Source organism: Paenibacillus sp. FSL R7-0297, from assembly GCF_038009025.1.
In the GTDB taxonomy this organism is placed as follows: Bacteria; Bacillota; Bacilli; order Paenibacillales; family Paenibacillaceae; genus Paenibacillus_AQ.
This window is the reverse complement of sequence record NZ_JBBPAQ010000001.1, coordinates 2624541-2650929: the sequence shown is the minus strand read 5'-3', so window position 1 is coordinate 2650929 and position 26389 is coordinate 2624541. Positions and strand designations below refer to the sequence as shown.

15 protein-coding genes are annotated in these 26389 nt (G+C 50.0%); 6 read left to right on the top strand and 9 right to left on the bottom strand.

What is annotated here, in order from left to right:
* The first annotated feature begins 59 nt into the window (after positions 1-59).
* Together MKZ24_RS11685 and bglX are read left to right on the top strand one after the other, a co-directional pair.
* The gene (locus MKZ24_RS11685; protein WP_340783135.1) at positions 60-3410 is read left to right on the top strand and encodes a GH36-type glycosyl hydrolase domain-containing protein; all 3351 of its coding nucleotides are present in this window, start codon (positions 60-62) and stop codon (positions 3408-3410) included.
* A gap of 46 nt (positions 3411-3456) precedes the next feature.
* Positions 3457-5622 (top strand): beta-glucosidase BglX, encoded by a 2166-nt coding sequence (gene bglX / locus MKZ24_RS11680; protein ID WP_340783133.1) that lies wholly within the window; start codon positions 3457-3459, stop codon positions 5620-5622.
* 251 nt (positions 5623-5873) lie between these two features.
* On the opposite strand, the gene MKZ24_RS11675 is transcribed toward bglX, so the two are convergent.
* Positions 5874-6644: a DeoR/GlpR family DNA-binding transcription regulator gene (locus MKZ24_RS11675; RefSeq protein ID WP_042238934.1), complete on the bottom strand. Its 771-nt coding sequence runs from the start codon at positions 6642-6644 to the stop codon at positions 5874-5876.
* Positions 6645-7567: 923 nt separating this feature from the next.
* Here MKZ24_RS11675 and MKZ24_RS11670 point away from each other — a divergent pair.
* From MKZ24_RS11670 to MKZ24_RS11660, 3 genes are read left to right on the top strand one after another with little or no spacing between them, the layout of a single operon-like run.
* Positions 7568-8536: a metallophosphoesterase family protein gene (locus MKZ24_RS11670; RefSeq protein ID WP_340783129.1), complete on the top strand. Its 969-nt coding sequence runs from the start codon at positions 7568-7570 to the stop codon at positions 8534-8536.
* A 26-nt stretch (positions 8537-8562) separates the two neighbouring features.
* Positions 8563-9444 carry a DMT family transporter gene (locus MKZ24_RS11665; protein WP_340783127.1) on the top strand — a complete coding sequence of 294 codons (882 nt, stop codon included), beginning with the start codon at positions 8563-8565 and terminating at the stop codon, positions 9442-9444.
* Between the two features lie 40 nt (positions 9445-9484).
* Entirely contained in the window at positions 9485-12709 is a 3225-nt protein-coding gene (locus MKZ24_RS11660; protein WP_340783125.1) for an ATP-binding protein, read from the top strand.
* Between the two features lie 64 nt (positions 12710-12773).
* On the opposite strand, the gene MKZ24_RS11655 is transcribed toward MKZ24_RS11660, so the two are convergent.
* Complete coding sequence (locus tag MKZ24_RS11655) at positions 12774-14054, bottom strand: J domain-containing protein (protein ID WP_340783123.1); 1281 nt, start codon at positions 14052-14054, stop codon at positions 12774-12776.
* Positions 14055-14353: 299 nt separating this feature from the next.
* Here MKZ24_RS11655 and MKZ24_RS11650 point away from each other — a divergent pair, with 299 nt between their 5' ends.
* Positions 14354-15472 (top strand): acyltransferase family protein, encoded by a 1119-nt coding sequence (locus MKZ24_RS11650; RefSeq protein WP_340783121.1) that lies wholly within the window; start codon positions 14354-14356, stop codon positions 15470-15472.
* Positions 15473-15558: 86 nt separating this feature from the next.
* On the opposite strand, the gene MKZ24_RS11645 is transcribed toward MKZ24_RS11650, so the two are convergent.
* The 7 genes from MKZ24_RS11645 to galE form a co-directional block, all read right to left on the bottom strand.
* The gene (locus MKZ24_RS11645) at positions 15559-16290 is read right to left on the bottom strand and encodes a transposase (protein ID WP_340783119.1); all 732 of its coding nucleotides are present in this window, start codon (positions 16288-16290) and stop codon (positions 15559-15561) included.
* Positions 16291-16423: 133 nt separating this feature from the next.
* Positions 16424-21706 (bottom strand): S-layer homology domain-containing protein, encoded by a 5283-nt coding sequence (locus tag MKZ24_RS11640; RefSeq protein ID WP_340783117.1) that lies wholly within the window; start codon positions 21704-21706, stop codon positions 16424-16426.
* A gap of 296 nt (positions 21707-22002) precedes the next feature.
* Positions 22003-22563 (bottom strand): hypothetical protein, encoded by a 561-nt coding sequence (locus MKZ24_RS11635; protein WP_340783115.1) that lies wholly within the window; start codon positions 22561-22563, stop codon positions 22003-22005.
* Between the two features lie 8 nt (positions 22564-22571).
* Positions 22572-22931, bottom strand: coding sequence for a hypothetical protein (locus MKZ24_RS11630; protein WP_340783113.1), 360 nt, complete (start codon positions 22929-22931; stop codon positions 22572-22574).
* A 537-nt stretch (positions 22932-23468) separates the two neighbouring features.
* Positions 23469-24866, bottom strand: a complete 1398-nt coding sequence (locus tag MKZ24_RS11625; RefSeq protein WP_340783111.1) for a helix-turn-helix domain-containing protein — start codon at positions 24864-24866, stop codon at positions 23469-23471.
* A gap of 199 nt (positions 24867-25065) precedes the next feature.
* Complete coding sequence (locus MKZ24_RS11620) at positions 25066-25230, bottom strand: hypothetical protein (RefSeq protein WP_340783109.1); 165 nt, start codon at positions 25228-25230, stop codon at positions 25066-25068.
* 152 nt (positions 25231-25382) lie between these two features.
* On the bottom strand, positions 25383-26387 hold the full coding sequence (gene galE, locus MKZ24_RS11615) for a UDP-glucose 4-epimerase GalE (RefSeq protein ID WP_340783106.1): 1005 nt from the start codon (positions 26385-26387) through the stop codon (positions 25383-25385).
* Positions 26388-26389: the final 2 nt, after the last annotated feature.

The window sequence follows — 26389 nt, the reverse complement described above, 5'->3', positions numbered from 1 at the left end:
GATGAATTCCCCCTAACCTAATTCATGTCCCAATCACGTACTGGAAAGAGAGGGTTATTATGATTTTCAAACAACAATCAAACATGATTACCTTAACCCGGGATGACCTTAGTTATACGTTCCTGCCAACAGGAGACATCTTCGAGTTCACCCATGAGTCTACTCTCATTAATCAGTTCCAAGGCAATCCTGTAGATGGTTCAGCTAATAATATCTATCTGCGCGTGCATACGGAGCAAGGAATCAGCAGCTATCCTTTACTCGGAATCCGCTCGGGCTCCAAGCTGTCCCATAGTCAAGACCAACTGATTTTTGAAGGTTCTATAGAAGCAATTAGCTACCGTGTCACCTTCGCGCCGGCCCGGGACGGAATCTGGTTCTGGCATATTCAGCTCTCCGGCAGCGGTGAGACCGTGGATGTGGTCTACGGACAGGATATCGGTGTCGCAGGCAAAGGCGGCGTGCTGGCCAATGAGCTGTACATGAGCCAATATCTAGATCACAGCATCTGGGAAGGCACGAACGGCTACGCCGTGTGCTCCCGCCAGAACCAGCCGCAGGGAATGGCCTTCCCTTATCTGCAGCAGGGTGTAGTGGGTACCCGTGCAGTAGGCTATTCTACTGACGGTATGCAGTTCTTCGGCGTGTCCTACAAAGGCAGCTATGTGCCCGAGGTGCTTAGCGGCAATCTGCAGAATAGCAATTATCAATACGAGCTGGCCTATACCGCGCTGCAGACAGAGCTTATGACGCTGTCCGCTCCAGCTGAATTCGCCTTCTACGGGCTCTTCCGCCCTACTCATCCGGCTGCTGTTACAGAGCTTGAGTTCCAAGCCGAGCTGCAGGCAGCTTACGATGAAATCGACTGGAGCGCGGGTGAGGCTGTGCCGAGCAGAGATGTGCCTGTGCTAAGTACTGATATTGGCGCACCTTATGTCTCTGCACAGTGGACCCAGGCTGAGATTGATGCGGCTTACCCTAACCGGAAGCTTGAAGAAATCGAGAACGGGGAACTGCTCTCCTTCTTCACGGATGAGCATGTCCATGTTGTACTGCAGCCCAAAGAGCTGTTGGTCGAGCGTCCGCACGGCCATATCATCACTACGCTGCTTGATAAAAGCCAAGTCGATAACAACCTAATTTCTTCCACTAACTATATGTACGGAATCTTCAACGGCCAGACGGTTGTCGGCAATACCTCTTTCCATAAACTGCTCTCCACACCACGCGGCCTGCTGAATATTCAGCGGAACAGCGGACAGCGGATCTATATCCGCCTGGATGGGGTCTACCGGATTCTTACGCTGCCGGCAGCTTACGAAATGGGCGTTAACTTTGCCAGATGGCATTACCAGGTTGAGGATGATCTGCTCACGATTACCGTCTTTGCCGCAGCAGCTCAGCCGGATGTTGCCCTGCAGGTTCAGTCGAAGCTCGGCAAATCCTATGATTATCTGATCACGAACCAGCTTGTTATGGGTGAGCATGAATTCCAGCATCCGGTAAGAGTTGAAGCCAGGGACGGTATTCTGCAGGTTCTTCCTGACGAAGCGTCCGTGCAGCAGCTTCCTTATCCGGGTCTGCATTTCGATATCCAGCTTCCGGGAACTGCCTATACGTACAGCGATGACCGGATGTTCTATACGGACAGACAGCCGCGCAACGGAACGCTGCTGACGATTTCCGTCACGCAGTCGGCAAGCTTCCAGCTTGTAATCCAAGGCCGGCTCACACAGGCCGACAGTCTTCCCCTGGTCTCTCCTTACACTCCGGAAACCGAGGAAGCGCTGTTTAAAGGCTTCTATGAAACATTTACTTCGGGCTTCCACCTCCAGCTTGATGGAGAAGAGCAGTCACGGATTGATATTCTGAACGAAACGGTATGGTGGTACACCCATAATGCGATGACCCATTTCATTATGCCGCATGGCCTTGAACAGCCGGGCGGAGCCGCATGGGGCACACGCGATGTATGCCAGGGACCGATGGAGTATTTCCTGATGACCCAGCATTATGAGCTGGCCAGAAATGTAATGCTGAAGATCTACTCCCATCAGCTGTGGGAGAGCAAGGAATGGCCGCAATGGTTCATGTTCGACCAGCATCCGGTACAAGCCCATGAATGGCATGGCGATGTCGTACTCTGGCCGCTGAAATGCATCAGCGATTATATTACGGCTACCGGAGACTATTCGATTCTTGAGGAACAGGTTGGCTATCATCACCTGGCAGATGCTCTGCCAAGCCAGCGGACTGAAACCGTGCTTGAGCATGTCAAAGCTGCTGTAGAGACGATCCGTGAACGCTTCGTACCGGGCACGTCCCTGATCAATTATGCCGGGGGCGACTGGGATGATACCCTGCAGCCTGCTGATGAAGCCTTGAAGACCAAGCTCGTGAGTGCCTGGACCGTCGCTTTGGCCTTCCAGGTCATCCGCAACCTGTCGCAGGTCACTACAGCCGATGCCGAATTCTCCGCCAGCCTTGCTGTAATGGCCGAAGAGATGAAGGAATCCTTCCAGACGCTGCTGATCAAGGATGGCGTCATCGCCGGCTTCGCCTACTTCCAGGAGGACGGCAGCATTGATTATATGCTTCACCCGCTGGATCAGCAGACCGGCATCCATTACCGCCTGCTGCCAATGACACGCAGCATTATTGCTGAGCTGGTGACCCCGGAACAGGCGGTTGCCAATTTCCGCCTGATTGACGAGCATCTGAATCACCCGGATGGCGTCCGTCTGATGGATCGTCCCGCCCGCTATGAAGGCGGCGTAAGTACGATCTTCCGCCGTGCCGAGCAAGCCGCCAGTGTCGGCCGCGAGATCAGCCTGCAGTATGTGCATGCCCATATCCGCTATCTCGAAGCTTCCGCCAAGCTTGGCGAAGCTGACCGCGCCTGGGAAGGCCTGTTCCAGATCAATCCGATCAACATCCGGCAGAGCGTCCCGAATGCCCAGCTGCGCCAGAGCAATATGTACTTCAGCAGCTCGGACGGGAATTTCCCTGACCGTTACAGCTATCAGCAGAACTTCGATCAGCTGCGCGATGGCAGCGTAGAGGTTAAAGGCGGCTGGCGCCTGTATTCCAGCGGCCCCGGAATCTATCTCAATCAGCTCATCTCAGCTATTCTGGGTATCCGCTTCAGCGATGAAGAGCTGATCATTGATCCGGTGCTGCCGGCCAGCCTTGACGGACTGCGCTTCACTTATGAGTGCTTCGGCCGTCCGTTAACCTTTGTCTATCACATCGGCTCAGGCCCGGCCCGTACTCCGGAGCTGCATGCAGCAGGAGTTGCGGTTACCGGCCAGGTCCTGTCCAATCCGTACCGCCCGGGTGCCGTAAGCATTGCCAAGAACAACCTGCTTACGCTGCCCGGCAATGAACTGCATATCTATTTGGCACAATAATATATACAGACGATAACTTTCAGTACGCTTAACGAAGGAGTTAGCTATGACTAAACCGTTTATCCAAGATCTCGTGAACGATATGACACTAGACGAAAAGATGGCCCAGCTAACCCAGCTCGGTCCTTACTATTGGGGTCTGGATGATACCGTGGATTTAACGGGTCCATTCAAAGAATTGAATATCAAGCCGCAGGTAATGGAGAACATCGGAAGCGTTCTGAACGGCATTGGCGCACGGAATGTTATTGAGCTGCAGACCCGGCATCTGGAATCCAGCCGCCAGAAGATTCCCCTGCTCTTCATGGCGGATGTCATTCACGGCTACCGGACTATCCTGCCGATTCCGCTGGCGATGGGCAGCAGCTTCGACCTTGAAGCCATCGAACGCTTCGCTGAAATTGCAGCCAGAGAGAGCGCCGCTGCCGGTATTCATGTCACCTTCTCCCCCATGACTGACCTCGTGCGCGATCCGCGCTGGGGCCGGGTGATGGAGACCTCCGGTGAGGACCCTTACCTGAACGCCCGCGTGACCGAGAGCATGGTCCGGGGCTATCAGGGGACAGACCTGAAGGAGCCGGGGCGGATCGCAGCCTGCGTGAAGCATTTCGCCGGCTACGGCGCGCCTGAAGGCGGCCGTGAATACAACACGGTGGATATGTCCACCGGTGTACTCCGCGAATTCTATCTGCCAGCTTATAAAGCTGCAGTAGATGCCGGTGTCGCAATGGTCATGGCCGCGTTCAATACCATTGACCGTATTCCGGCCAGCGGCAACAGCAAGCTGCTCCGCGGTATTCTGCGGGAGGAATGGGGCTTCGGCGGCGTCACCATCGCCGACTTCAACTCTGTCAATGAGCTGGTGCCCCATGGCGCTGCGCAGGATGGCCGCGAAGCTGCCCACAAAAGCCTGGCCGCAGGCCTGGATATCGAGATGATGTCCACCCACTATCTGAACCACGGGGCCGCACTGGTTGAAGAAGGGCTGCTCGATATCAGTCTGATCGACGAAGCGGTCACCCGGGTACTGGAGCTGAAGGATGCCCTCGGGTTGTTCGACAACCCGTTCAAGGATGCCGATCCGGTGGCAGACGAAGCGGATAAGCCCAGCGCTGAGCATCTGCAGGCTGCACGGGAACTCGGTGCAAGCTCGGTAGTACTGCTGAAGAACGAGAATGAAGTGCTGCCGCTGAAGCGGGGAATGAAGCTCGGTCTGGCCGGTCCTTTCGCCACCTCCATACATGTACTGGGCGGCTGGGCCGGAACTGAGAAAGATCCGGCAGTCTCCCTCTACACCGGCATCACCGGCAAAATCCCGGCAGCAGATATTATTACTGCAATGACCGGCGAGCTGGGAAGCATGCTGGAGGGTGTCTTCGATGTGGAAGACCACGCTGAGGAAGCCTTCGAACAGCTGAAGGATTGCGATGTCATTCTTGCCGCTGTCGGCGAGAATCAGCAGGATACCGGGGAAGGCGGCAGCAAAGCCAGCCTGCGGCTGTCCGCGAACCAGGAGAAGCTGATCCGGCGTCTGAAGGATACCGGCAAGCCTGTTATCACTATCATATTCAGCGGCCGTCCGCTGGAGCTTGCCCCTGTACTTGATGCCAGCGACGCGCTTGTACAAGCCTGGTTCCTGGGCAGCGAGTCGGGGAATTCCATTGCAGATGTACTGTTCGGCGATTATAATCCGTCCGGACGCCTGTCCATGAGCTTCCCCTACTCTGTAGGACAGATTCCTGTGTATTATAATGCTTATCAGACGGGACGCCCTTATGATCCCCAGTATCCGAATGTACGTTACGTAACCCGGTATCTGGATATCCCGAATGATCCGCTGTTCTGCTTCGGCTATGGGCTAAGCTACTCCAGCTTTGCTTACAGCAGCTTCAACGTTGAAGCTGCTGCTGATGCCCCGGTGCTCGCCTCCATTGAGGTAGAGAACACTTCGGAGGTTACAGGCAAGGAGACCGTCCAGCTCTATATCCGCGATGTTACAGCAAGTGTGGTCCGTCCGGTGAAGGAACTGAAGGGCTTCAAGCAGGTTACCCTCGCCGCGCATGAGAAGCAGGTTGTAACCTTCGAGATCACCCGCGAGATGCTGATGTTCTACGGCCAGAACGATGAGCTTGTGTTCGAGCCTGGAGAGTTCGATATAATGATCGGCCGTAACTCCGGCGATCACGCTACGCAGCGGATCTGGATCGGCTGAGGTGCTGATTTGGGCTGTGTATAGCTGCATTTAGCTGCATTTAGCTGCGTCTAGATGCGTCTAGATGTGTATGCTTCAGACAGGTGAGCACTGCTTCAGGCAGCTGCCTATAGCCAGCTAGCTGTACACCAGAAAGCCGCATATAGCTGGCGGCACACCAGAAAGCGCCAATCTTCCTCACCTTAGGGTGTAAGAGGATTGGCGCTTTTTTGATTTTTCTATGCGGCTTCTGTAAGTTATGCTCCTGTATGTTATGACCCTGTCAGCAGCTCTATATCCAGCCGGGCAAAGGTATCCTTCCATTCACTTGAGCAGCCGCTGTCGGTCAGGACCATGGAGATATGTTCCAGCGGAGCAATCTGGGCAAAGGTAGTCACTCCGAATTTGGAATGGTCCGCAACCAGAATCGATTCCTCGGCCCGTTCCATCATTTTACGGGAGATTAGCGCTTCTTCAAGATGATAATCGGTAATTCCTTCCGAGAGTGACAGACCCCCGGCAGAGATAAAAGCCTTGTTCACCTTGAACTGGTCCAGCAGCTCATGAGCGGTGATGCCCACAGCCGCCTGATAAACGGCATTCACCTCGCCCCCGGCAAAAATAATCTTCCCCTGAAACTGTTCCAGCGCGCAGTTCAGGACCGGGACTGCGTTGGTAATGACCGTCACATGGGCGCGGTCTTTGAGCTGCCGCATAATCTCAAGCGTGGTCGTCCCGTTGTCGAGGATTACCGTCTCGCCATCCTGAATAAGCGAAGCCGCTAGCCTGCCAATGGCCTGCTTGTCCAACAGATTCATCTGGGAACGCTTCATGAAGGTGGGTTCATTATTCCCGGAACGAATCCGCACGGCCCCGCCGTACACCTTACGCAGACGCCCTTCCTTCTCCAGACGGTCGAGATCACGCCGGATTGTCTCTGTGGTTACAGCGAACCGCTCAGCCAAAAAATGCACCTGCACTTTCCCCTCCAGATCCAGCTGGGAGAGGATGGTATGCCTGCGTTCTTCATAGGTCAGGGACATGTATGATTCCTCCAGTTATAGTCTGCTCGTCAATGCTAATTGCATCATTTAATACAGGTGTCTATGTATATGTAATGTTGTTTTGAGTGTATTGATGTTGATTTCCTCAGTATATGGAGCCGAATTCCACTTGTCAATGCAGCTGTTTCTATCAAAAGATTGCTCTAGTGGACAAGTGTATCTCCTTACGCTTACGTACCACAACCTTAATTCCTTAATTCCTTAATTGTCTTGCTCCACCACCGCTCCCTTGTACTTAGCATCATTATCTTCTGTTCACACATATGCCTGCGGTTTGCGTGCGTATCGAAGCTGGCGAATAATTGAATAGTTGTATTTCGTACAATTAAAAGTTAGCTAAAGCGTGAATTTATTGCGATAACTGTATTCTGTACAACTAACCATAGCGTATAGCGACCCATTCAGGGAATGGCGGCGGTCTATTTAATTGTATAGAGTGCAGTTAAAATGATCTGGCGCACCGTATCCGGCAACTTTAGTGGTACAAAATACAGTTAAAGCCTGCGAAGCGAGAAAATACTCTGCTTCAAGCAGGAGTAAGGTTTCGCACCGGTTGCAGTTCCAATTATAGTTCAATTGCACTTTCCTGCAGCAGATAACCCCTAAATCCGCCGAAAAATAGAATCTATTGCACTCTGTACACTAGAATTTTGTAAAAGGAGTCTTTTAGGGTGAAATTGGAGGAATCAGTTGTATGAAATACAGCAGAATGAGATTTCATGCCGGTTTGAGCGAATTCTATTGCAGAAAGTGCAATCCATCCAATTATAGATTGACAGAAACGGATTATGATCCTAAAATCAACATGAAACAACATAAAGAAATATAAAACAACATGAATGCACTTGAATACCCAATGAACTACATTCATAACTTTATTCAGGCAGAGAGGGGATTTTCACATGAAGCACAATTTATCATTCCGCCAGGATGGAACCTTTACCATCGTACAGTTCACCGATCTTCACTGGATGGATGGAAGAGCTGAGGATCAGCGGACGCGGGAGCTTATGGAACGCGTGATGGAAGCGGAGCAGCCGGACCTCGTTATTTTCACAGGAGATCTGATCTATACCGGACCTGTCCCGGAAGGAGAACAGGCATGCGAGCAGCCCAAGCAGGCGTTCCGGGAGGCCGTGGCCGCTGTAGAGAAGAGCGGTACTCCCTGGGCCTTCGTCTTCGGCAATCATGATACCGAGCAAGGTGTCTCCTACAGTGAGCTGATGGACATTGCACTAGAGCATCCCCACTGCCTGGCTGAAGCAGGTCCGGCAGAGCTGGCCGGTTCTGGTAATTATACGCTTGAGATTGCGGGCACCGGCACCAGGGCGGGCGCCGTTCTCTATATGCTGGACACTGGTGCCTATTCCGGGCTTGCGCAGATTCCCGGCTATAACTGGGTCCGGCAGAGCCAAATCCGCTGGTTGACAGAGCAATCGGCCCGGCTGAATCCCCTGACAGGTGAAACCAAGCTGCCTGCGCTGGCATTCTTCCATATCCCGTTGCCGGAATATGCCGAGATGTGGTCCACGCAGACCTGCTACGGCCATAAATTCGAGCAGGTCTGTGCTCCGGTGCTTAATTCGGGACTCTTCACAGCTATGGTGGAAATGGGCGATGTGGCAGGTACTTTTTGCGGACATGATCATGTGAACGACTTCACCGGCAGCCTGCATGGCATCCGGCTCAGCTATGGCCGGGCCACCGGCTACAATACATACGGGCGGGAAGGCTTCATGCGGGGAGCGCGTGTCATCCGGCTGACTGAGGGCGATAAGCAGTTCGAGACTTGGCTCCGGCTTGAGGATGGCTCGGCTCTGCTGGAACAACCCTCCCATCCCCCTGTACCTGCCGCTGATTCAGAATACTAATGATTTCCTTGAGGGGTTGAAATTTAATGCTGCTGCCAATTCTTTTGGTTCTGGCTTCCGGGATGTGTCACGCGGTGTGGAGCATGTTCACCAAAAGAAGCCGGGACAAAAGCATCTTCCTGTGGTCGATCATGATGATCTCTACTATTCTGCTGCTCCCTATCCTAATAACCGAGCTGTGGACTCACCCGCTTGCAGCCGGAGCTTATGCCCTGCTGCTGCTGTCTGTGGCGCTGCAGGCCTTATATTCCTGGCTTTTATCCAGAACCTATGAGATGGGTGACTTATCACAGATATATCCGGTGATGCGGGGGACGAGCACGCTGCTTATCCCGCTGATCGGTGTTCTTTTTCTGGGCGAATCGCTGTCTGTCTATGGATGGGCCGGTATTGCCCTCATGCTCGGCGGATTCGCAGTGCTCAGCGGACTGGGCTCCAGAAGCTCAACCACATCCCTATCTGCTTCCGCATCCACCGCCTCCCGGAAGTCCGGGTATACACCGATTCTTATGGCACTCTGCGTGGGACTCTGCACAACCTGCTATGTATTCGTCGATAAGCTGAATCTCCAGCACATGTCTCCGCTGGCGCTGCTTGAGGTCACCAATATCGGTTTTGTCGCCGGTCTGACTCCGGCGGTTCTGAAATCGCGCAAGCTGCTGGAGGAGTGGAAGAGCAACAAGTTCACCATCCTGCTGGGAAGTGTGCTGAATCCGGGCTCGTATCTGCTGTTCCTCTTCGCACTGCAGCAGGCGCCGCTCGCCCATATCAGCCCGTTGCGGGAGATTGGGACCATATTCGCTACGTTCCTGGGTATCCTCCTGCTCAAAGAACAGCAGGGCTTGCGGCGCATTCTGTGCTCTGTAGTCATCTTTGGAGGCATTCTGCTTGTCGGGGTATGGGGGTAGAGCAGGAACCCGCCATTTCCCGGCAGGATAACATCGAAACATGTCGAATAGAGAACGTATGATGAAGACTAACTTACCGAAGCAAACCATGATCAATACCACAAGCATATTGAATCTCAAGCACGCTCTGTTGCTGCTGTTATATCTGACCCTCCTGATTAGCATACGTTATCTGTGGTTCAACGCGTATGAGGCGCCTGAGCATCAGGAAGCGAAGCAGGGCGTCCTCGATATGAGGGGCTGGGACTTCGAGAACTCCCGGTCTGTGCGGCTGGATGGTGAATGGGAATTCTATCCCGGCCAGTTCCTCACCTATGAGAGCTTCGCGGGGCAGCCCCCGGCTGCGCAGCAGGTTGTGCAGGTTCCCGGCGACTGGAGCAGCGGTTTCCCTGAGGAGGGGCACTCCTCCTTCGGCTACGGTACTTACAGGCTACGTATACTGGTAGACCCGGGGCTGCAGGAGCCTTACGGCTTCTGGATTCAGCGTATCCAGGCGGCCTCCAGCATTGAGGTTAACGGGCAGACCGAAGGCAGCTTCGGGCAGCTGGCCGCAAACCGTCAGGACTATACACCTAAGGCAGTCTCCTACACAGCAGCCTATAATGCGGCAGGGCAGCAGGAGATCACGCTGCTGGTCCGTGCGGCCAATTACGACCACCCGATTGAAGGCGGGATTGTCCGATCCATCCGTTTCGGCTCCCAGGCAGCGGTAGATACGGAAAGGATGTATTCTATCGGCTTCCAGCTGGTCACTTTTGTGATCATGCTGCTGCATGCGATGTATGCGGGAATTCTATTCTTTTTCAATCGGCAAAAAGCGTTTCTGGTGTTCTGCCTGCTGCTGCTGGCGGTAGCCGCTTCTATAGTGACCGATAACGATACCCTGCTGCTGCTCTGGCTGCCGATCAATTATACCTGGGCGCTGAAGCTCAAAATGCTGGCTTATCTTGCGGTCTCCCTGTTCATGCTGCTGCTGACCCGAAGCTTCTCCGCGCAGAAGCGGCCTGTCCGCTTACTCAGAGGGTACCTGCTTCTCCTGTCCCTCTATACCGTCTATATCCTGGTGATGCCTGCGCAGTACGCCCTGTATGCAAGGCCCTTCTTCACAGTGCTCTACCTGCTTCCGATCGCAGGCGTCGTATACTCCATTGGCCGCATGGTTGTCCGGCAGGAGCAGGACTCCGTATTTCTGCTGTTTGCTGCCTCAGCTATCGGCTCCAGTGTCATTGGCGGATCCTTCGAATCGAGAAGCCAAGCAAGTATTCTGTATTATCCGGTAGATGTCATCGCAGCCATCATCTGTTTCTCCGCATACTGGTTCAAGCGGTATTTCCGCAATGCAGAGGAGAACCGGCTGCTTAACCAGCAGCTGAAGGAAAGCGATCATCTGAAGGATCAGTTCCTGGCGAATACGGCACATGAACTCAGAACGCCGCTGCATGGCATCATCAGCATCGCCCAAACTGTAACAGCGAAGGAGAATTCCCTCCAGGATCATCAAAGCTACCAGGATCTGGAGCTGCTCATTACCATCAGCCGCCGGATGTCCCATATGCTGAATGATCTGCTCGATGTGACCCGTCTGCAGGAGAAGCGGATTGTATTACAGCGTGAACCGCTGGCCATCGGGCCGCTGGTAACCGGAATTCTGAATATGTTTGAATTCATGACAGACAGCAAACAGCTGCAGCTGCGTAACGAATTACCCGCTTCCCTGCCGCCCGTCTGGGGCGATGAGAAGCGGATTGTGCAGATTCTCTATAACCTGCTGCGCAATGCCATCAAATACACGCAGGCCGGAACAGTCACCGTCTCTGCCGGGATTACCGGCAAGACTGCAAGGATTAGCGTGTCCGATACCGGTATAGGGATCGACACGGAGACACAAGCGAGGATCTTCTCGCCTTATGAGCGAGGCAGTAAGGGCATCAATGATGGAGGCGGAATCGGGCTGGGCTTAAGCATCAGCAAGCAGCTGGCAAAGCTTCACGGCGGAGACCTTACTGTGGAATCCGAACCCGGGAAGGGGTCCGTGTTCACCTTCACCCTTCCCCTCGCATCAGCTTCTGAGGTCCGGTATGTGCCGGAAGAGGCCGCTGCTGCAAGGATGAATAGCAGCCTGAACATGGAAGACCTGCTGCTTGAACAGGGGGGACTGTTATTCCCGCAGCCTGATACCAGCGGTATCTCTGCAGCTGCATCACAGAAGATCCCTTCTCTCCCTCAGATGCAGCTGCAGGAGACCTCCATGACGGCCAAGACTCTAATTCTCGCCGTGGATGATGATCCGGTCAATCTCAAGGTACTCGCCAGCATACTCTCGGATGAACAGCATCAGCTGGTCACTGTCACCAGCGCCCAGGAAGCTCTGGATCTGCTGGGCACCGAACCCTGGGACCTGCTGATCGCCGATGTCATGATGCCCCACATGTCCGGCTACGAGCTAACGCGGATCGCCCGGCAGCGCTTCTCTGTCTCAGAGCTGCCGATCCTGCTGCTCACTGCCCGCAATCAGCCGGTGGATATCTATACGGGATTCTTATCCGGAGCCAATGATTATGTCGCGAAGCCTGTGGACGCCCTGGAGCTGAAATACCGGGTCCGCTCCCTGACCGGACTGAAGCAGTCCATTAATCAGAGCCTGCGGCTGGAGGCCGCTTACCTGCAGGCGCAAATTCAGCCGCACTTTCTATTCAACACGCTGAACGCACTGCTGGCCTTAAGTGAATTCGACCTCCCGAAGATGCGTGATCTCGGAGAGGCGTTCTCCTCCTATCTGCGAATCAGCTTCGACTATATGAACTCACAGCAGCGGGTCGGACTGTCCCATGAGCTGGAGCTGGTAGAGTCCTATCTGTTTATTGAGAAGGCCAGGTTTGACGAACGCCTGCAGATCGAATGGGAGGTCGAACCAGGGATTGAGCTGCTCCTCCCGCCGCTTACCCTCCAGCCGCTGGTCGAGAATGCGGTCAGACACGGCCTGCTGAGCCGGAAGGCCGGTGGGAGGCTGCATATCCGCATTCACCGCCGGCAGGGGTACACATCGTTTGAAGTAGAGGATAACGGCAAAGGGATGCCTGATGAGCAGGTTCGTCATCTGCTGGACGACAGCGGACTCGGCTTGCCTTCCCGCGGCATCGGACTGCTGAATACCAACCGGCGGCTGACACAGCTGTATGGCCAGGGACTGGTCATTCGCAGCCAGCTTGGAGCCGGCACCACCGTTTCTTTTGTAATTCCGGAGCGGGTGAATCTGAATTCTTAGAATTCAATTCACCAGAACGTATAAGGGCCGTGGATCAGCATTGATCCGCGGCCCTTTTATGCTTTTAGGACATCAGCTTGTCCCATAGCTGCTGATGAGACTTATACACGTGCGGGTACTTACGCTTCATGATCCGGATGCCTTCAGTCATGAAATAGTCACCGTGTTCTGCCCCGCCGGACGGCCACATCCCATCTGGAGGAGCCTGATCCAGCCTCTCTGCCGGATGCCTATACCCTTCCGAGGTGAAGAAATCATTGGCTTTGGCCTGTACGCCCGGATACATGCTTTTGTCTTTGATGAGCCGGTCGGTTTCCAGGAGCAGCTTATTTCCCCCTTGAGCCAGCGTGCGTTGCTGCTGCACAGCCGGATTGCCGGGATCTATATAGTGGGCAAGCTCGGCGAAGAGCAGCGCTTCTTTGTAGGCTCTGTTCTCTGCCAGCTCACGGCTCTCTTCCAGCAGACGTTCCACCGCTGATTCTCTCTCTGCCCCCTCAGGCAAGGAGCGCAGATAAGCCCTTATTTCCTGCTTAACCTTATGCCAGAACTGCATTTTATTCGTGTAGACCATGATTTTGATCCAATAAAAATAGAACTGTAAAGTATCTCCCTTCAGTTCAACATCATTATTCTCATTCAGGTCCTCATCCAGGCCCTCCTTCAGTTCTCCAGCCATCTCTTCATATATTCCCCAGGCTTCATCTCCCAGCTGATTCATCATCAGCACATCGGTATAGTCCGTCAGATAGACTCTCCGCCAGGCACGGTGCTTCTTATCCAGCGCACGCGCAACACTTAGAGCCTTCTCATATCGCTCGTACTGCAGCAGAACACGGATTTGCAGCATCGTACCAATAACACTTGACCGCGTGCTGGGACTGAGCGCCTCTACCTTCTTCCATACTTCATCGAACATGCTCAGCTTATCCTCGGCAAGATACACTCCGGATAATGCAATGCTTGCCCCGGAGTGATCCGGCTTGAGTTCCAGTACCTTGCGGTACAGCTCCTCCGCCAGCCGGAAGTCCCCTGCAGCGAAGGCATCCGTGCCTTTATCAATGAGGGTATCCAGTTTCTGTGTGCTGCCGTTCTTGCGGGTGAAATCATATTCGTCACGCCGGATTGGATCACTCAAGTTATCATAAGCCTCGCGGATCTTACGGAACTCCTCCGGATACTGCTCTTGAGGAAATTCCTTAATCTTGGCCTCATAACCCGCTTCAATCGATTTCGGCGTAGCATTCACCCGTACACCCAGCTGCTTGTAGTAATTCACTGTCTCAACCACAACCGGCTTGCTGCTCGTCCGGGTACCGGATGGTTGCTGATTTGCTGTTGCTTTCATCTTCCAGCCTCCCTATAGTTCAGCATTAATCCATAATAGAATTCTTATAATCAGAACCTCACCAACACTATGTTAACTTTATTATATACAAAATTGGCTGGGGGCTCGAGCTATTTAGGGGGGACAACGGCTGCAAATCCTGTTCCTCACTGCCCCGAGCAGGACGGATATCCATCAATAAAGAATATACAACCAGCTGAGGTAGTATATTGAAATAACTATTTTGTACCATTGTCCCTGCCACTCATATCCGATATCGTAGGCTATAACACACCTATGGAAGGGGCAGATGTCACCCCATGCAAGCATCACAACCATCATTATCCGCAGGAAATAGCAGTACGCCGAAGGCCACACGGTTGAAGGTTATCGATATGGTCCGCGGCATCACCATCCTGCTGGTCGTCGTTGGACATGCCGGCCTGACTCCAGCTGTACTGAACGATATGTTCAGAGACTTCCGTCTTCCGCTATTCTTCATCGTCTCCGGTTACTTATTCAGCGCCTCCAGGTATTTTGACAATCTTAAGCTATTACTGCGGACCAAGCTCCTGACTCTCGTCCTCCCCTACTTCACAGCCGGGCTGCTGACTTACTGCCTCTGGGCACTCCTGCGGATGCTCGCCAGCGACCATAGTCCGGATATTGGATGGGTCCAGCCGCTGGTCGCCCTCCTCTACGGCAACTATTCCAACGGATTGCTGCTGAACATCCCCATCTGGTTCCTGACCTGCCTGTTCGTCACACAGATCGTCTTCTGCATCACCATGCGCTACATACACACACGCTCCTGGCAGCTCCAGCTCGGGATCATGCTTACCTTAAGCCTGACCGGCTATGGCCTGGGACGGGTCATCTTCCTGCCCTGGAACATCGATGTGGCCCTAGTGGCCCAGCTCTATGTGTTCATTGGCTATAAGCTGAAGCAGCATCAGGTACTGAGCAATATCCGCATTTTCAACCTCAATACCCTAATCCTGCTGTTCATCTTCCTGGCTGCCGCTTACTTCAACTCCTATGTCGACATGAACAACCGGGTGTACGGCAACCTGCTCCTCTTCTACCTCGCCGGCATCGCCGGAAGCCTGCTGGCCATCAAAGGCACCCAATTGCTGTCCAAGTCCAAATTATTCGCGGCCCTCCTGACCTACATCGGCCAAGAGTCCCTGGTCATCCTGATCTTCCATTACGGCGTCTTCATCCTGCTGCTGAACTTCCTCGAACATTATGTGCTGGGGACCTATCTGGGCTGGTTGCCGACCACTATAATTGCGGTAGCCGGGTCGCTCGCCTTGAACCTGGTGATTCAGAAGGTCCCGGTGCTTAGCTTGCTGATTAGCGGGAGGAGGGGGAAGGGTAGTAGACCATCGTCCTCTGAGCCTGATGGCAGAAATGCTATTACACTAACGGGTGGATAAAAGTAATGATTTTCCTATACAACGAAAAGAAGACCTTGAGTACCAAGGTCTTCTTTAGATTATTGTAGGTATATAACTATCCAGAATTACATCAGCTTCTTAATCTCATCCAGTGGTAACTCAACGGCTTTGGATACAGCTTCCGGAGTAAATCCATGAAGCAACAATTTACGGATAATCTCCGCTTGGGCTTCTTCTTTTCCTTCAGCTTTTCCTTCTTCGTATCCCCAACGTTTCCAGTGTGGCATCAACTCCATTATTGCTTCACCCTCCTCCGGGTATTGTTTCATTAATTCTCTTAGAATCTCTTCATCCTGTGCACGATCCTGCTTGAAATACAAATCTGCCACGGACATAATGAGCGCCAGCCGTCCCTGATCCAATCGTGCTTTTAGCTGCATGAACATTCGCAGGAACTCCCCGCGTACTTCTCTCGCTTCTCTTGTAGTATAACCCATTTTGGCTAGCAACGCAGCAGCCACTGCATTATCCGAATTAATAAATTGGCGCCAGTTCTGCTTACGGAGCTCCACCTTTAGAAACTGGAAGCGCAGGATTTGGTGCTCCGGAATACTCATTTCCAAAATGTCCTGCTCCTCCCTGATCTCGTCTGAAGTAAAAATCGCAATTGGAATAATCAACTTATGCTCTTTCCGGTAGCGCTCGAATAGACGGCTGAAGTAAATAAACATCCGTTCGTGAAACTGTGTGTCTCTATACGATTGCGGCTCCAGCAGCTTCTTAAAAGCTTCATCATGCGGTATGGATATTTCTGTCGCCTCCCGTTTCGAGAAATCCAGCTTATTCCATGCGATCATATTCCATTTTACTGGATTCGTATATTATAAAAAGAACAAACGTTCGATTTGACAATAAGCCCAAAGAAACCGACTTCACCTCAACGGCGGGTCAGTTTCTTCGGGCTCTACTTATAATTCGACTTGCAAGTTACTATTTCAGCTGATACAAACGATAGATTAAGGCCGCGGCTTCTGCTTTGCTGGCGGTTTGAGCAGGACGGAAGCTCTGATCCTCGAAGCCTTCGAATAAATGAATGCTCTTAGTCAACGCCACGCTTGAAGCAGCCCATTTCGATATCTTGGCTGCATCCTTAAAGGCTGCATTCACTGCTGCCGGCTGGGCAACAGCCGATTTACCGTTATACGTTGTAATTGCCCGTGCAAGCATCGTTGCAATCTCTTCACGCGTGATGGTTGCCTCAGGGTCAAAAGCAACCGCCGATTTGCCGTTAATGATCCCCGCTGCATAAGCAGCCGCAATCTCATCCGCATATGGATTCGTTGGCTTAATATCCTTGAAAGGCAAGGCTACGCCTTCCCCATTCAATCCATAGGCTCTGGATATCATTGCCGCAAACTGCTGGCGGGTAATCTTGTCGGATGGAGCAAACACTCCGCCCTCATCCAGGACGCCCTTGGTCAACAAATAATTGATCTCTTTAACTGCCCAGTGAGTAGCAGGAACATCCGAGAAGGCAGCGGATCCGAGCATCACTGTGTACTTACTGAAATGTCCTCTCGGAGCAGTTACAGTTTGAGTAACAGGATCATATTTACCTCCAACGGCTTCCCAAGTAAGACTCTCCTCATTAAGGACATACACGGTCAGATTCTCAAGATTAGCCTCTGAGTATTTCGAAGTATCAATAGAGGATACATCAAAAGTCACGTCTATCGGCTTGGCGAAACTTTTAACCGGTTGACCTCCAACAGATGCACTGAATTCCATCACAGGGATGTTTGCCAGCGGTTCTGCCTGACGAGGTTTGTTAATAACAGCATTCTCTACAACTTCTGCTGCCAGATTAATCTTCTGGCCTGCCTCAATTTTACCGAAGGTATCAGGCTCGATGGTGAATGCCGTTTGGTCCATTTGGATCTTCAATCCGGCAATATCATTCTCCTTCACCAGTGTAAGAATCTCTGATGGAAGTGTGGTATTCAGCTTATGAATCCCTTCACTCACCGGAGGTACTTTAACCGTTAGGCTCAGCTTCAGATCAGCAGCGGTCCCGGCTCCAAGCTTGCTTGTCAAATCTCCAGAGACAGAGACCAACGCCAGCTTCGCCGTTTCAATCTGTGCACTGATTAATCCCGAATCCAGCTGTGAAGAGACGGCGTTCCCTTCCACGGTTACATTTTCTTTGGCGATCGTGACCTCACCAGCTTTGTTAAGTGCAGCCTGACTGGAAGAAATGACAGCGTCTTTTAACTTCTGAACTTCTTCCGCCGTGATGCCCTGTGCATGATTCAGCACTGCAGCCGCATTCTCAATAAGTGCATGGGCGACTTCAACTGCCTTGTCAGAGCTGTCCAGTTTGTTCAGTAAATACGGAGCACTGCCTACCAACTCTGTAATAGAACTTACAATCTTCTGTTTCTCTGCAGGATCCTGAATGGTTTCCAGGAGTTGTGCTGCCGTATCCATAGCCAGAGACAGACTCTTACTGTTCTGTTCAGCTTGTGCAGGAGTGTTAACCGATTTGAGTGACTCCGCAATGCTCGACAGCGCATTCTGTGCTGCCGAAGCCTTCTCGGCTGCTGAACCTGAAGTATTCTTCAACAGGTCTTGCAGCTTGTCATTCTGCTGCTGTACATTCCCATTACCCCCTGCTGTTGCTGCAGGAGAGGAAGCAGCCGGAGTGGCAGCAGAACCGGAAGTTCCTGACCCGGATCCCCCTGGAGCTGGTGTCGGCGTTGGCGTTGGCGTTGGAGTAGTACCGGCGTTTCCACCACCTCCAATATCTGTTCCCGGCGGATTCTGACCTGGATCAACCACAGTGCCTGTAGCCGTCTCCAGAGTTACTTTTTTGTCCAGTGTATAGATTTGTCCGTCAATGGTCAGGGAAGCTTTGATCAAGTACGTACCGTCAGTCAAATATCTGCCATCTGCATAATTATAAGTAATTGCCGTTAGCGGGTAGCTTAGTGAGATCTGTGAGGACAGCACTTCCCCCGCTTCGTTCTGGAGTTCATAAGAAGCATGTTCAGGATACAGACTCTTGCTTCCACTGCTCCAGCCCCCATTGGCAACCAGAATTTGCGGCTTCTTAATTTGTGCAATCTGATTGCCTGCCGCATCGACCAGTCCAATCTCCAGCGAGGTCGCACCGGCCGGGCGTATCAATTTGCCGTTCTGCAGTCCTACAATATCTATTCCTTGCAAGGCTTGTGGTGCAAGCTGAGTGAGCGTACCTGCCTGCAAAGTTCCAGGTGCGAAATGAATATTATACTGGTATTCTATAGCACCCATGATTTGGTCTACATACACCGTTACATCTCCTGGTGTCACTTGTACCTGATTGGCATTGTACGCATAGCCTTGAAGTTTCGATTTGTTGGCTGTGGTATATTCAACAGCATAGATGGTTCCGGATTCTGGTGACACCAAGGAAGCCAGCCCGGAAGCAGAATCATCCATGGTTAAGCTATTGTCTCCTGCATTGATTACAACGTTATCACGGTATACAAAAGTGCCCGATTGGGTCTGTGCCATCATACTGTAAGTTCCTTGCGTAGCGTAGAAATAATTCTCATCTACAGCGTTGCTGTCGATAACATGGGGAACATAACTAGCCCCGGCTAAATCCCTCCGCACCACATACAGTTCTTCTGTCGGCTTATCCAGAATAACCTTGCTGACTTCCTGAAGTTCTTGTCTTGCGTCCAGCACCAGCGAATAATCCTTGCCGGGTTCTGTGCTAATGGAACCATACATGTAGTAACCATATTTGGCCTCTACTCCGGTATAGCTTCTGTCGTAGCGCATGAAGTCAACGCCTACCACTGAAGGAGAATCCACCACCAGAAACCCCTGTGATTCAGAAGTGCTAAGGTAATCAGATGTAACTGAATAAGATCCGTCACTTCTTCTAACTGTAGCCTGGATGTTGGCATAATCCAGTGGAACCCCGCCCTCATAGCCAGTACCTTCAGCTTTATCCAAGCCCCGCACACGGATTACAGCTTGAGATTCCGGATTAATGATCGCTACATATACCTTTTTAGTTAAATAATCAGTCTTGTTGAAGTACAGTTCACCAATATAATAAGCCTTGTCATCAGGAATCGTGAACGTTCCCTGCTCATCGGTGGTACCGAGCACTTCATCATAACGGCTGATCTTTACTCCAGCCACCGGTTGTCCCTGTGCACCAGTATCATGCTGGCGTACTGTAATCGTTACCTTCTGCGCCTGGTCAACGGTCAGGTATGGCTTGTCTACCAGGTCAACCAGTTTGCCGTCTGCGCCTCTAATTTCGATATCAAGCTCGTTCTTCGGCAGAACCTTCAGTTCAGCCTCGCCCAACAGCGCCCCAAATACATATCCGCCATCTTTGTATACATACGGGAATAATTGAACCTTATAAGTTCCCGATTTAGCAGGCTTCCAATCCCGCTTGTTTATGCGCTGCAGATTACCTTCCTGTTCTTCACTAGTCCAGCTCAGGTATTCGTTCGAAATGACAGTGCCACTCTCATCCGTAATTACCAGCCTATAATTACTGCTCACATCAAGACTATTGCCATGCTCATCTGTCACTTTAACCAAAGCTTCTACACTCTCGCCCAGGACAATCTGACTCCGCATTTCGGCTTCGCTGTAATAATAACTAGTATCCTGCACCCTGAAGCTAATCTGAGTCTTATAAGTGCTGCCGCCATGGAAGGCATAAGCATCAGCAGTCGGAGTGAAATACGAATCCAGTGCAACGGCATTCGTATTAGTGTCGCTGGCATAAGAACTTCCCGAAGCAACGTTTGTGGTCAGGCGGTGAATTTGTTCACCTTTAGGTACGTATACATCGCTGCCAGCCGCAGGAGCATACATACTGATCTGGTTGTAGTTGAATCTTCCATTCAGATAAGATACTTGAACTTTTGCCTGAGTTCCATCCATAACAGGTGCTTGAATATTCAGCTTACTGAAATCACTGGATTTCGCAGCAAGCGCTACCTCATGGCTGGCTTCCACCGGCTTGAATTTGTTCCGGAACACAATCTTACCTTCCACACCGGCGACTCTTCCAAGCGTTGTAAATTCATATTCTTTGTTCTTCTTCAGGTAGACTGTGTTTCCATAGAAAGTTGGAGCACCACTTGTACTATTAATCTGTTTGTACAGACTGTTATCAATTAAGGAGTAATAGTCCACAATCACAGGTTTATCATCCCAGGTGTACTGGAGATTCACACGGCTGAACTCGCTCGCATCCTCAATAACTTCTTTATGAACCCCGTCTACTGACGAGTACAATGAAGAAACAGGTGTCTGGAACAAATACGTTTCATTATTATTAAGTACATAAGAGCTGTAATTCCCTGATACCTCTCCAGTTCTGAGTACCAGCATAGCATACCCCGGGACAGCACTCTGATCGTCGAGTCCGCTTAACCCGTAGATATTTCTGCTCTGATCGCGGAACAATCTTCCCTTGGCATCAAGATAACGAATAGCTACAGTATAAGTACCTGCTTTTTGAAGATCGGTTATATAGATAGGCTTAGCTTCGTACTGCTCGCTTCCCTGCTTCAGTAATACAAACATAACCGATTTATTGAGCACCAGTTTCGTATTATCCTTAAGCTGGATCTGCCCGCTCGCATCCGTAGTATAATAGTACGAACTATAATTACTCCACACTGCAACAGATTCACCCGCAAGCGGAACACCATTATTCAGGATGGTAAGTCTTACATTCTTATCATCACTGCGGATTTCCGAAGTAGAGGAACTTTCATATGTATTAGAATCTTTGGTCATTCGTTCCAGCGAAATATCAATTCCTGTAGCAGAAGGTACACGGATGCTCTGGGATGGTGTCACAATCGTCCCTTTCTCGCCTGCATATTCTGCATGCAGGAAGTATTCCTCACCGGCTGCCAGACCTTCAAAAGAAAGATTGTTGTACGTCATAGATGTATAAACTGAATCCAGCACAGTAAGCTGGGCTACATTCCTCGCCTTCGCCAGACTGGCTATCTCGATGTCGTCCTTCTTAAGTACGAACTTAACCCCCGTTAGAACCTTAAGATCGCTATAAGTCACGTCTACCACACTGTTGACCGTAATCTTTTGTTTGCCGTCCGGCAACCGTTCATTTGAGACTACCCCCGCTTTAAACGAGGCTGCAGATACCTCAAGTACACTCATAAATGATAACAATAGTACTAACATCAGCGAAACCGTAGTTCTTAATTTTTTCGAGATCATACGTTGTCTCCTTCTCCCTAGTTCATTCATCATAACCTTTAATCAGAACTACAATATCCCTCCATTCCCAAGTAATTCTATTAAAAAGTTTCATAACAAAGATGTTACATTTTTCTAACGAATATGTCTATTAATTCCTTAATAAGGTGTCGAAAAACATCCTTACTACTACGGTTTTGTCACATTTTGTCTGCAATTCACACCATGAGTACGCAAAAAAACGACGAAGACCTCTCAAGTCCCCATCGTTTCTATACTATAACAGAGCAATTCCGCTTAAACTTAGCAAAAAGCAATCAAGCCCGCTCCCGCACAACCTCCTTCAGTGCTGCCTCCCGCCGCGCCGATGTACTTGCCGACATCAGGCTGGAGAGCTGCTTATAATTCATAGCGAACAGCATACCCAGCGCCGCCTCCATCAGGATGATGAGGTCTCTGTTCGGGATCACGAGCGGAATGGCAATCACACTAATGACGATGATCCCCCAAGGCAGGAGGTGTTCCAAATACGGCGCTATGAAGCGGTTAAGCCACAGCAGGATATGCATGCCAACATAGGTGCAGATCAGCACCAGCCCCCATATCAGCACAATGTGCAGACGACCCAGACCCAGCCGGTCAAACGCGAGGATCAGGAACAGATGGGTAAACAGAAACAGCAGCGAATGCCTGCCGACATACAGCAGCGGACTTGCGGGAGCATAGCTGTTGATACTTCGGAAGAGAGAGAACGCCCCGAACAGCACAGTCATAGACAACAGCAGATAGGGCATGGACATATTATATTTCACGTAATCTGCCTCACTCACGCCACCGTAACTTACAATCCCCAGCAGTGCGGCGGCAACCAAAGTCATGATGAGGTTCACCCGGTTACTGGCCCGGTACGCAAAGACTCCCGCCAAGAAAGCAAACAGCCAAGGAAAATACGTAAAGCAAACACAGCCAGCGACAGCAGCAGATACAGATAGAGCGGGGGCTTAAGATATTTTTCCAGCAAATAGACACTGAGGACGCCAAGCGCGATGATCTGGGGAACATCCATGATGCGAAAAGCCTGTACATCCGGTCTCCACATCAGATTGTAGGCGAACCCGATGACCGCGAACAGCACATAGAAGCCGAGCAGGGAACTGAAGCTGCGCCGCTTCACCTGCAACGTAGTAGTCACACCTGAGACCGCGAAGAACAGGACAGGGGCCACACCCGCAACAATCTGGAACACCCGTTCAAGCCTTCCATAATATTTTTGCGTATATGTGTAAGGTACAGGGAATGATATTGCACTTGAAACCAAAAAAATAGAGACCCCTCAGGTCTCGTTAGGTCTCCGTCGTTTCGATATCCCGTTTGCGAAGCAGCTGCCTCCGCTGTTTCCCCCGTTTAATCCACATCCGATTCGCATCATCGCGGTAAAACCGGATCTGTATCCATCGCAAAGGTGTCCATATTTCCCTAAAATGATAATTAGGCATGGTCCATCTCTCCCAGACTATAAATAGATTTGCTACTAATTATAGACCGGGATACCTAGTTTGTTTGTCGGTTTGTGGATGGTGAGGCTAGAATATTAATTTCTGTATAAAAGAACAACGTTCCCAGTATTCCGGGAACGTTGCTTAGTCTGCGGATTAAATTATTGCTGCCCGGTAAGCATCAACCGCCACCATAACCATGATTCATAATTTGAATAAGACTTTGAGTACTGATGTTTGCTACAGGCTCAGCAGTACCAACAGTTATAATAATTGCAATAGCCAGACTACAGGAAGCAAGTAGCTTGAACAATTTTCTTTTCATGTGAATCCTGCACCTCCCTAATTAGATGTTTGTATTGCTCTTTCTCTTCTTCATCTGCCAGATGCCGATGCTGCTCGAACAGATCAACACATTTGAGAATATTGCTCTCATTATTGATTCTAGCAGATGATTCCAAACTTTGCAGGATGAATCTAATACCTTCTTTACGCTCATTATGTAAACAATATGCTGCCATTTCAGCAAGGAATTGAGTGTGTTGTTCCAACATAACCTGCCTATTATAATCGCCAAATTCTGTAGAATACGTCCGGTAAGGAATATAGGCAGCAAACCGCTCCAGAATAGAATCAACATTCCAGTCATAACGGTTAGCCGACAAGATAATATTGTATAACCCTATGAATATCTCATCTGGTCGGTGGGAGATATATTCGACATATGCTGAGAGTACTTCGAATTGTCCTCCCAGCACCCGATAGAGCAGTCTGTTCGCGGTACCCCACTCCTGGAACTGAGCCATAGTCCGCTTCACTTCTTCATTGTCCTCTTGTATCCAGCTCCCATCCATATAGAGGGACACCCAATCTAATGCCGAATTGAAATCTCCTAATTCCTTACACACAGCTGAACGAATAAGCTGCGCGTACAGGATATAGAAGTACAGAGGTTTCTCAGTTTTTTTCTCGTTACTCTCACTACGGTTCGACTGCTGCTGGAGATTATAACGAAGAGTTGCTAATTGCAGCATCTTCTTCGCCAGTTCATCCACCTTATGCCACCGATTCATTGAACCGTAGACATGACCCAAATGATTCAACCCGTCCAATTGATCCGCTTCATCCAGACGTTCCAGGTAACCTTCGAAGAGATGCGCCGCCTGCAAATTCCGCATCTGGTCGTCACCAATGGCGATTCGGAATAGACGATATTGGCATACCGCGAGTCTCTCGGAATTCTGATACTTCTCACTGGCACTCACATTCTTATACAACAATTCGGCAGCTTGCCACAGCCCCTCTTGAAACAGTCCTTCAGCTACTTCGAACAGCATGGGAGCATAGACCAGATTCTCTAGCAGATTCTGAACCACCTGTTCAATACAATCCAGACGGCCTAGTGCAGCCGACCGCACAAGAAAGGGCCTTAGACGCCGCCAGGTTGGTGACGAGTAATAGAAACATTCATCCACGTATAAGCTGTAGAAATAGTCCTCCGGCAGATCCATCGCCTTAGTGATTCGCTCCAGATGGTCCATAGCAATCGGCTGCTGACCGCTAAGTATCCGGCTGAGCGTTCCTGAATTAATTCCGGATTGTCCGGAGAATTGATTAATGGACATTCCCTTCTGCGACAGATACATCGCCAGTGCATCGCGAATCATAGTTGTAGTAGGGACCACGCAAACACCACCTAACTGGAATCCAAATATTATACATTTGTTTATAGATGTAATAATATGTCACATTATTCCAATGGTCAATAGTCTAGAATATTGCAGATTAGTCGAATCCGTGAACTGCTGGCAACCTAATTGCCATTCTCACTGGATTTACTGTGAATAGATTGCCATTCCCGGCTATAGCAAAAAAATAGAGACCCTAATGGTCTCGTAAGGTCTCTGTCGTGTCGATATCCCGTTTGCGAAGCAGCTGCCTCCGCTGCTTACCCCGCTTCACCCACAGCCGATCCGCATCATCCCGGTAGAACCGGATCTGTATCCATCGCAAAGGTGTCCATATTTCCCTAAAATGATAATTAGGCATGGTCCATCTCTCCTTGACTATAAATAGATTTGCTTCTAAGTATAGACCGGGATGCACTATTTGTTTGTCATTTTGTGGATATGTGGACTGGAATAATTTTGCTATCTAACAACTGTAAACCATAAAATATACTTATCAAATACTTATTATTGTTAATAACCAAATGGATTTAACACTTGCCATTTCCATGAATCCCTGCACATATCGTCCAAATTACGTTCGGATTTCCAGCCTAATTTTTCATAAGCACTTGTTGAATCTGCATAACAAATAGCTACATCTCCTGGTCTCCTGTTGCAGACTGTATATGGTATATCAATACCTGTAGATTCAGTGAATTGATATATTATATCCAAAACACTATAACCCTTACCTGTGCCTAAGTTATAAACTTCACATTGGTTTTTGTTTAAAATTTCATCGAGAGCCTTTAGATGCCCTTTAGCAATATCTACAACATGAACGTAATCCCTAATCCCAGTACCATCATATGTATTATAATCATCACCAAAAATATTTAACTGCTTTCTTTTACCTATTGCAACTTGTGTTATATAAGGCATCAAATTATTTGGAGTATCTACCGAATCTTCACCAATTAAGCCACTCTCATGAGCTCCTACAGGATTAAAGTATCTTAAAAGGGTTATGCCCCATGAGTTATTTGACATATATATATCTCTTAATATTTGCTCAATCATTAGTTTTGTATTACCATACGGATTAGTAGCCCCAAGTTCTGAATCTTCAGTTAGGGGAGAATCACTTCCTTTATAAACAGTTGCTGATGAACTGAAAACCATTTTTTTCACGTTATATCTATTCATTACTTCACAAAGAACCAATGTCCCAACAATGTTATTATTATAATACATAAGCGGCTTAGCAACTGATTCCCCTACAGATTTAAGACTAGCAAAATGAATAACAGCTTCAATAGAATTCTTTTTAAAAATTTCTTCTAAAGCTTCTCTACAAAGGATATCAACTTCGTAAAACTTAAAATCTTTTTTCGTTATCTGTTTAATCTTATGCAATACTTCTATTTTACTATTGCTTAAATTATCAACAATTACAACATCATATCCTTCATTGAGCAATTCGACAATTGTATGACTACCAATATAACCAGTTCCTCCCGTTACCAATATTGCCATAT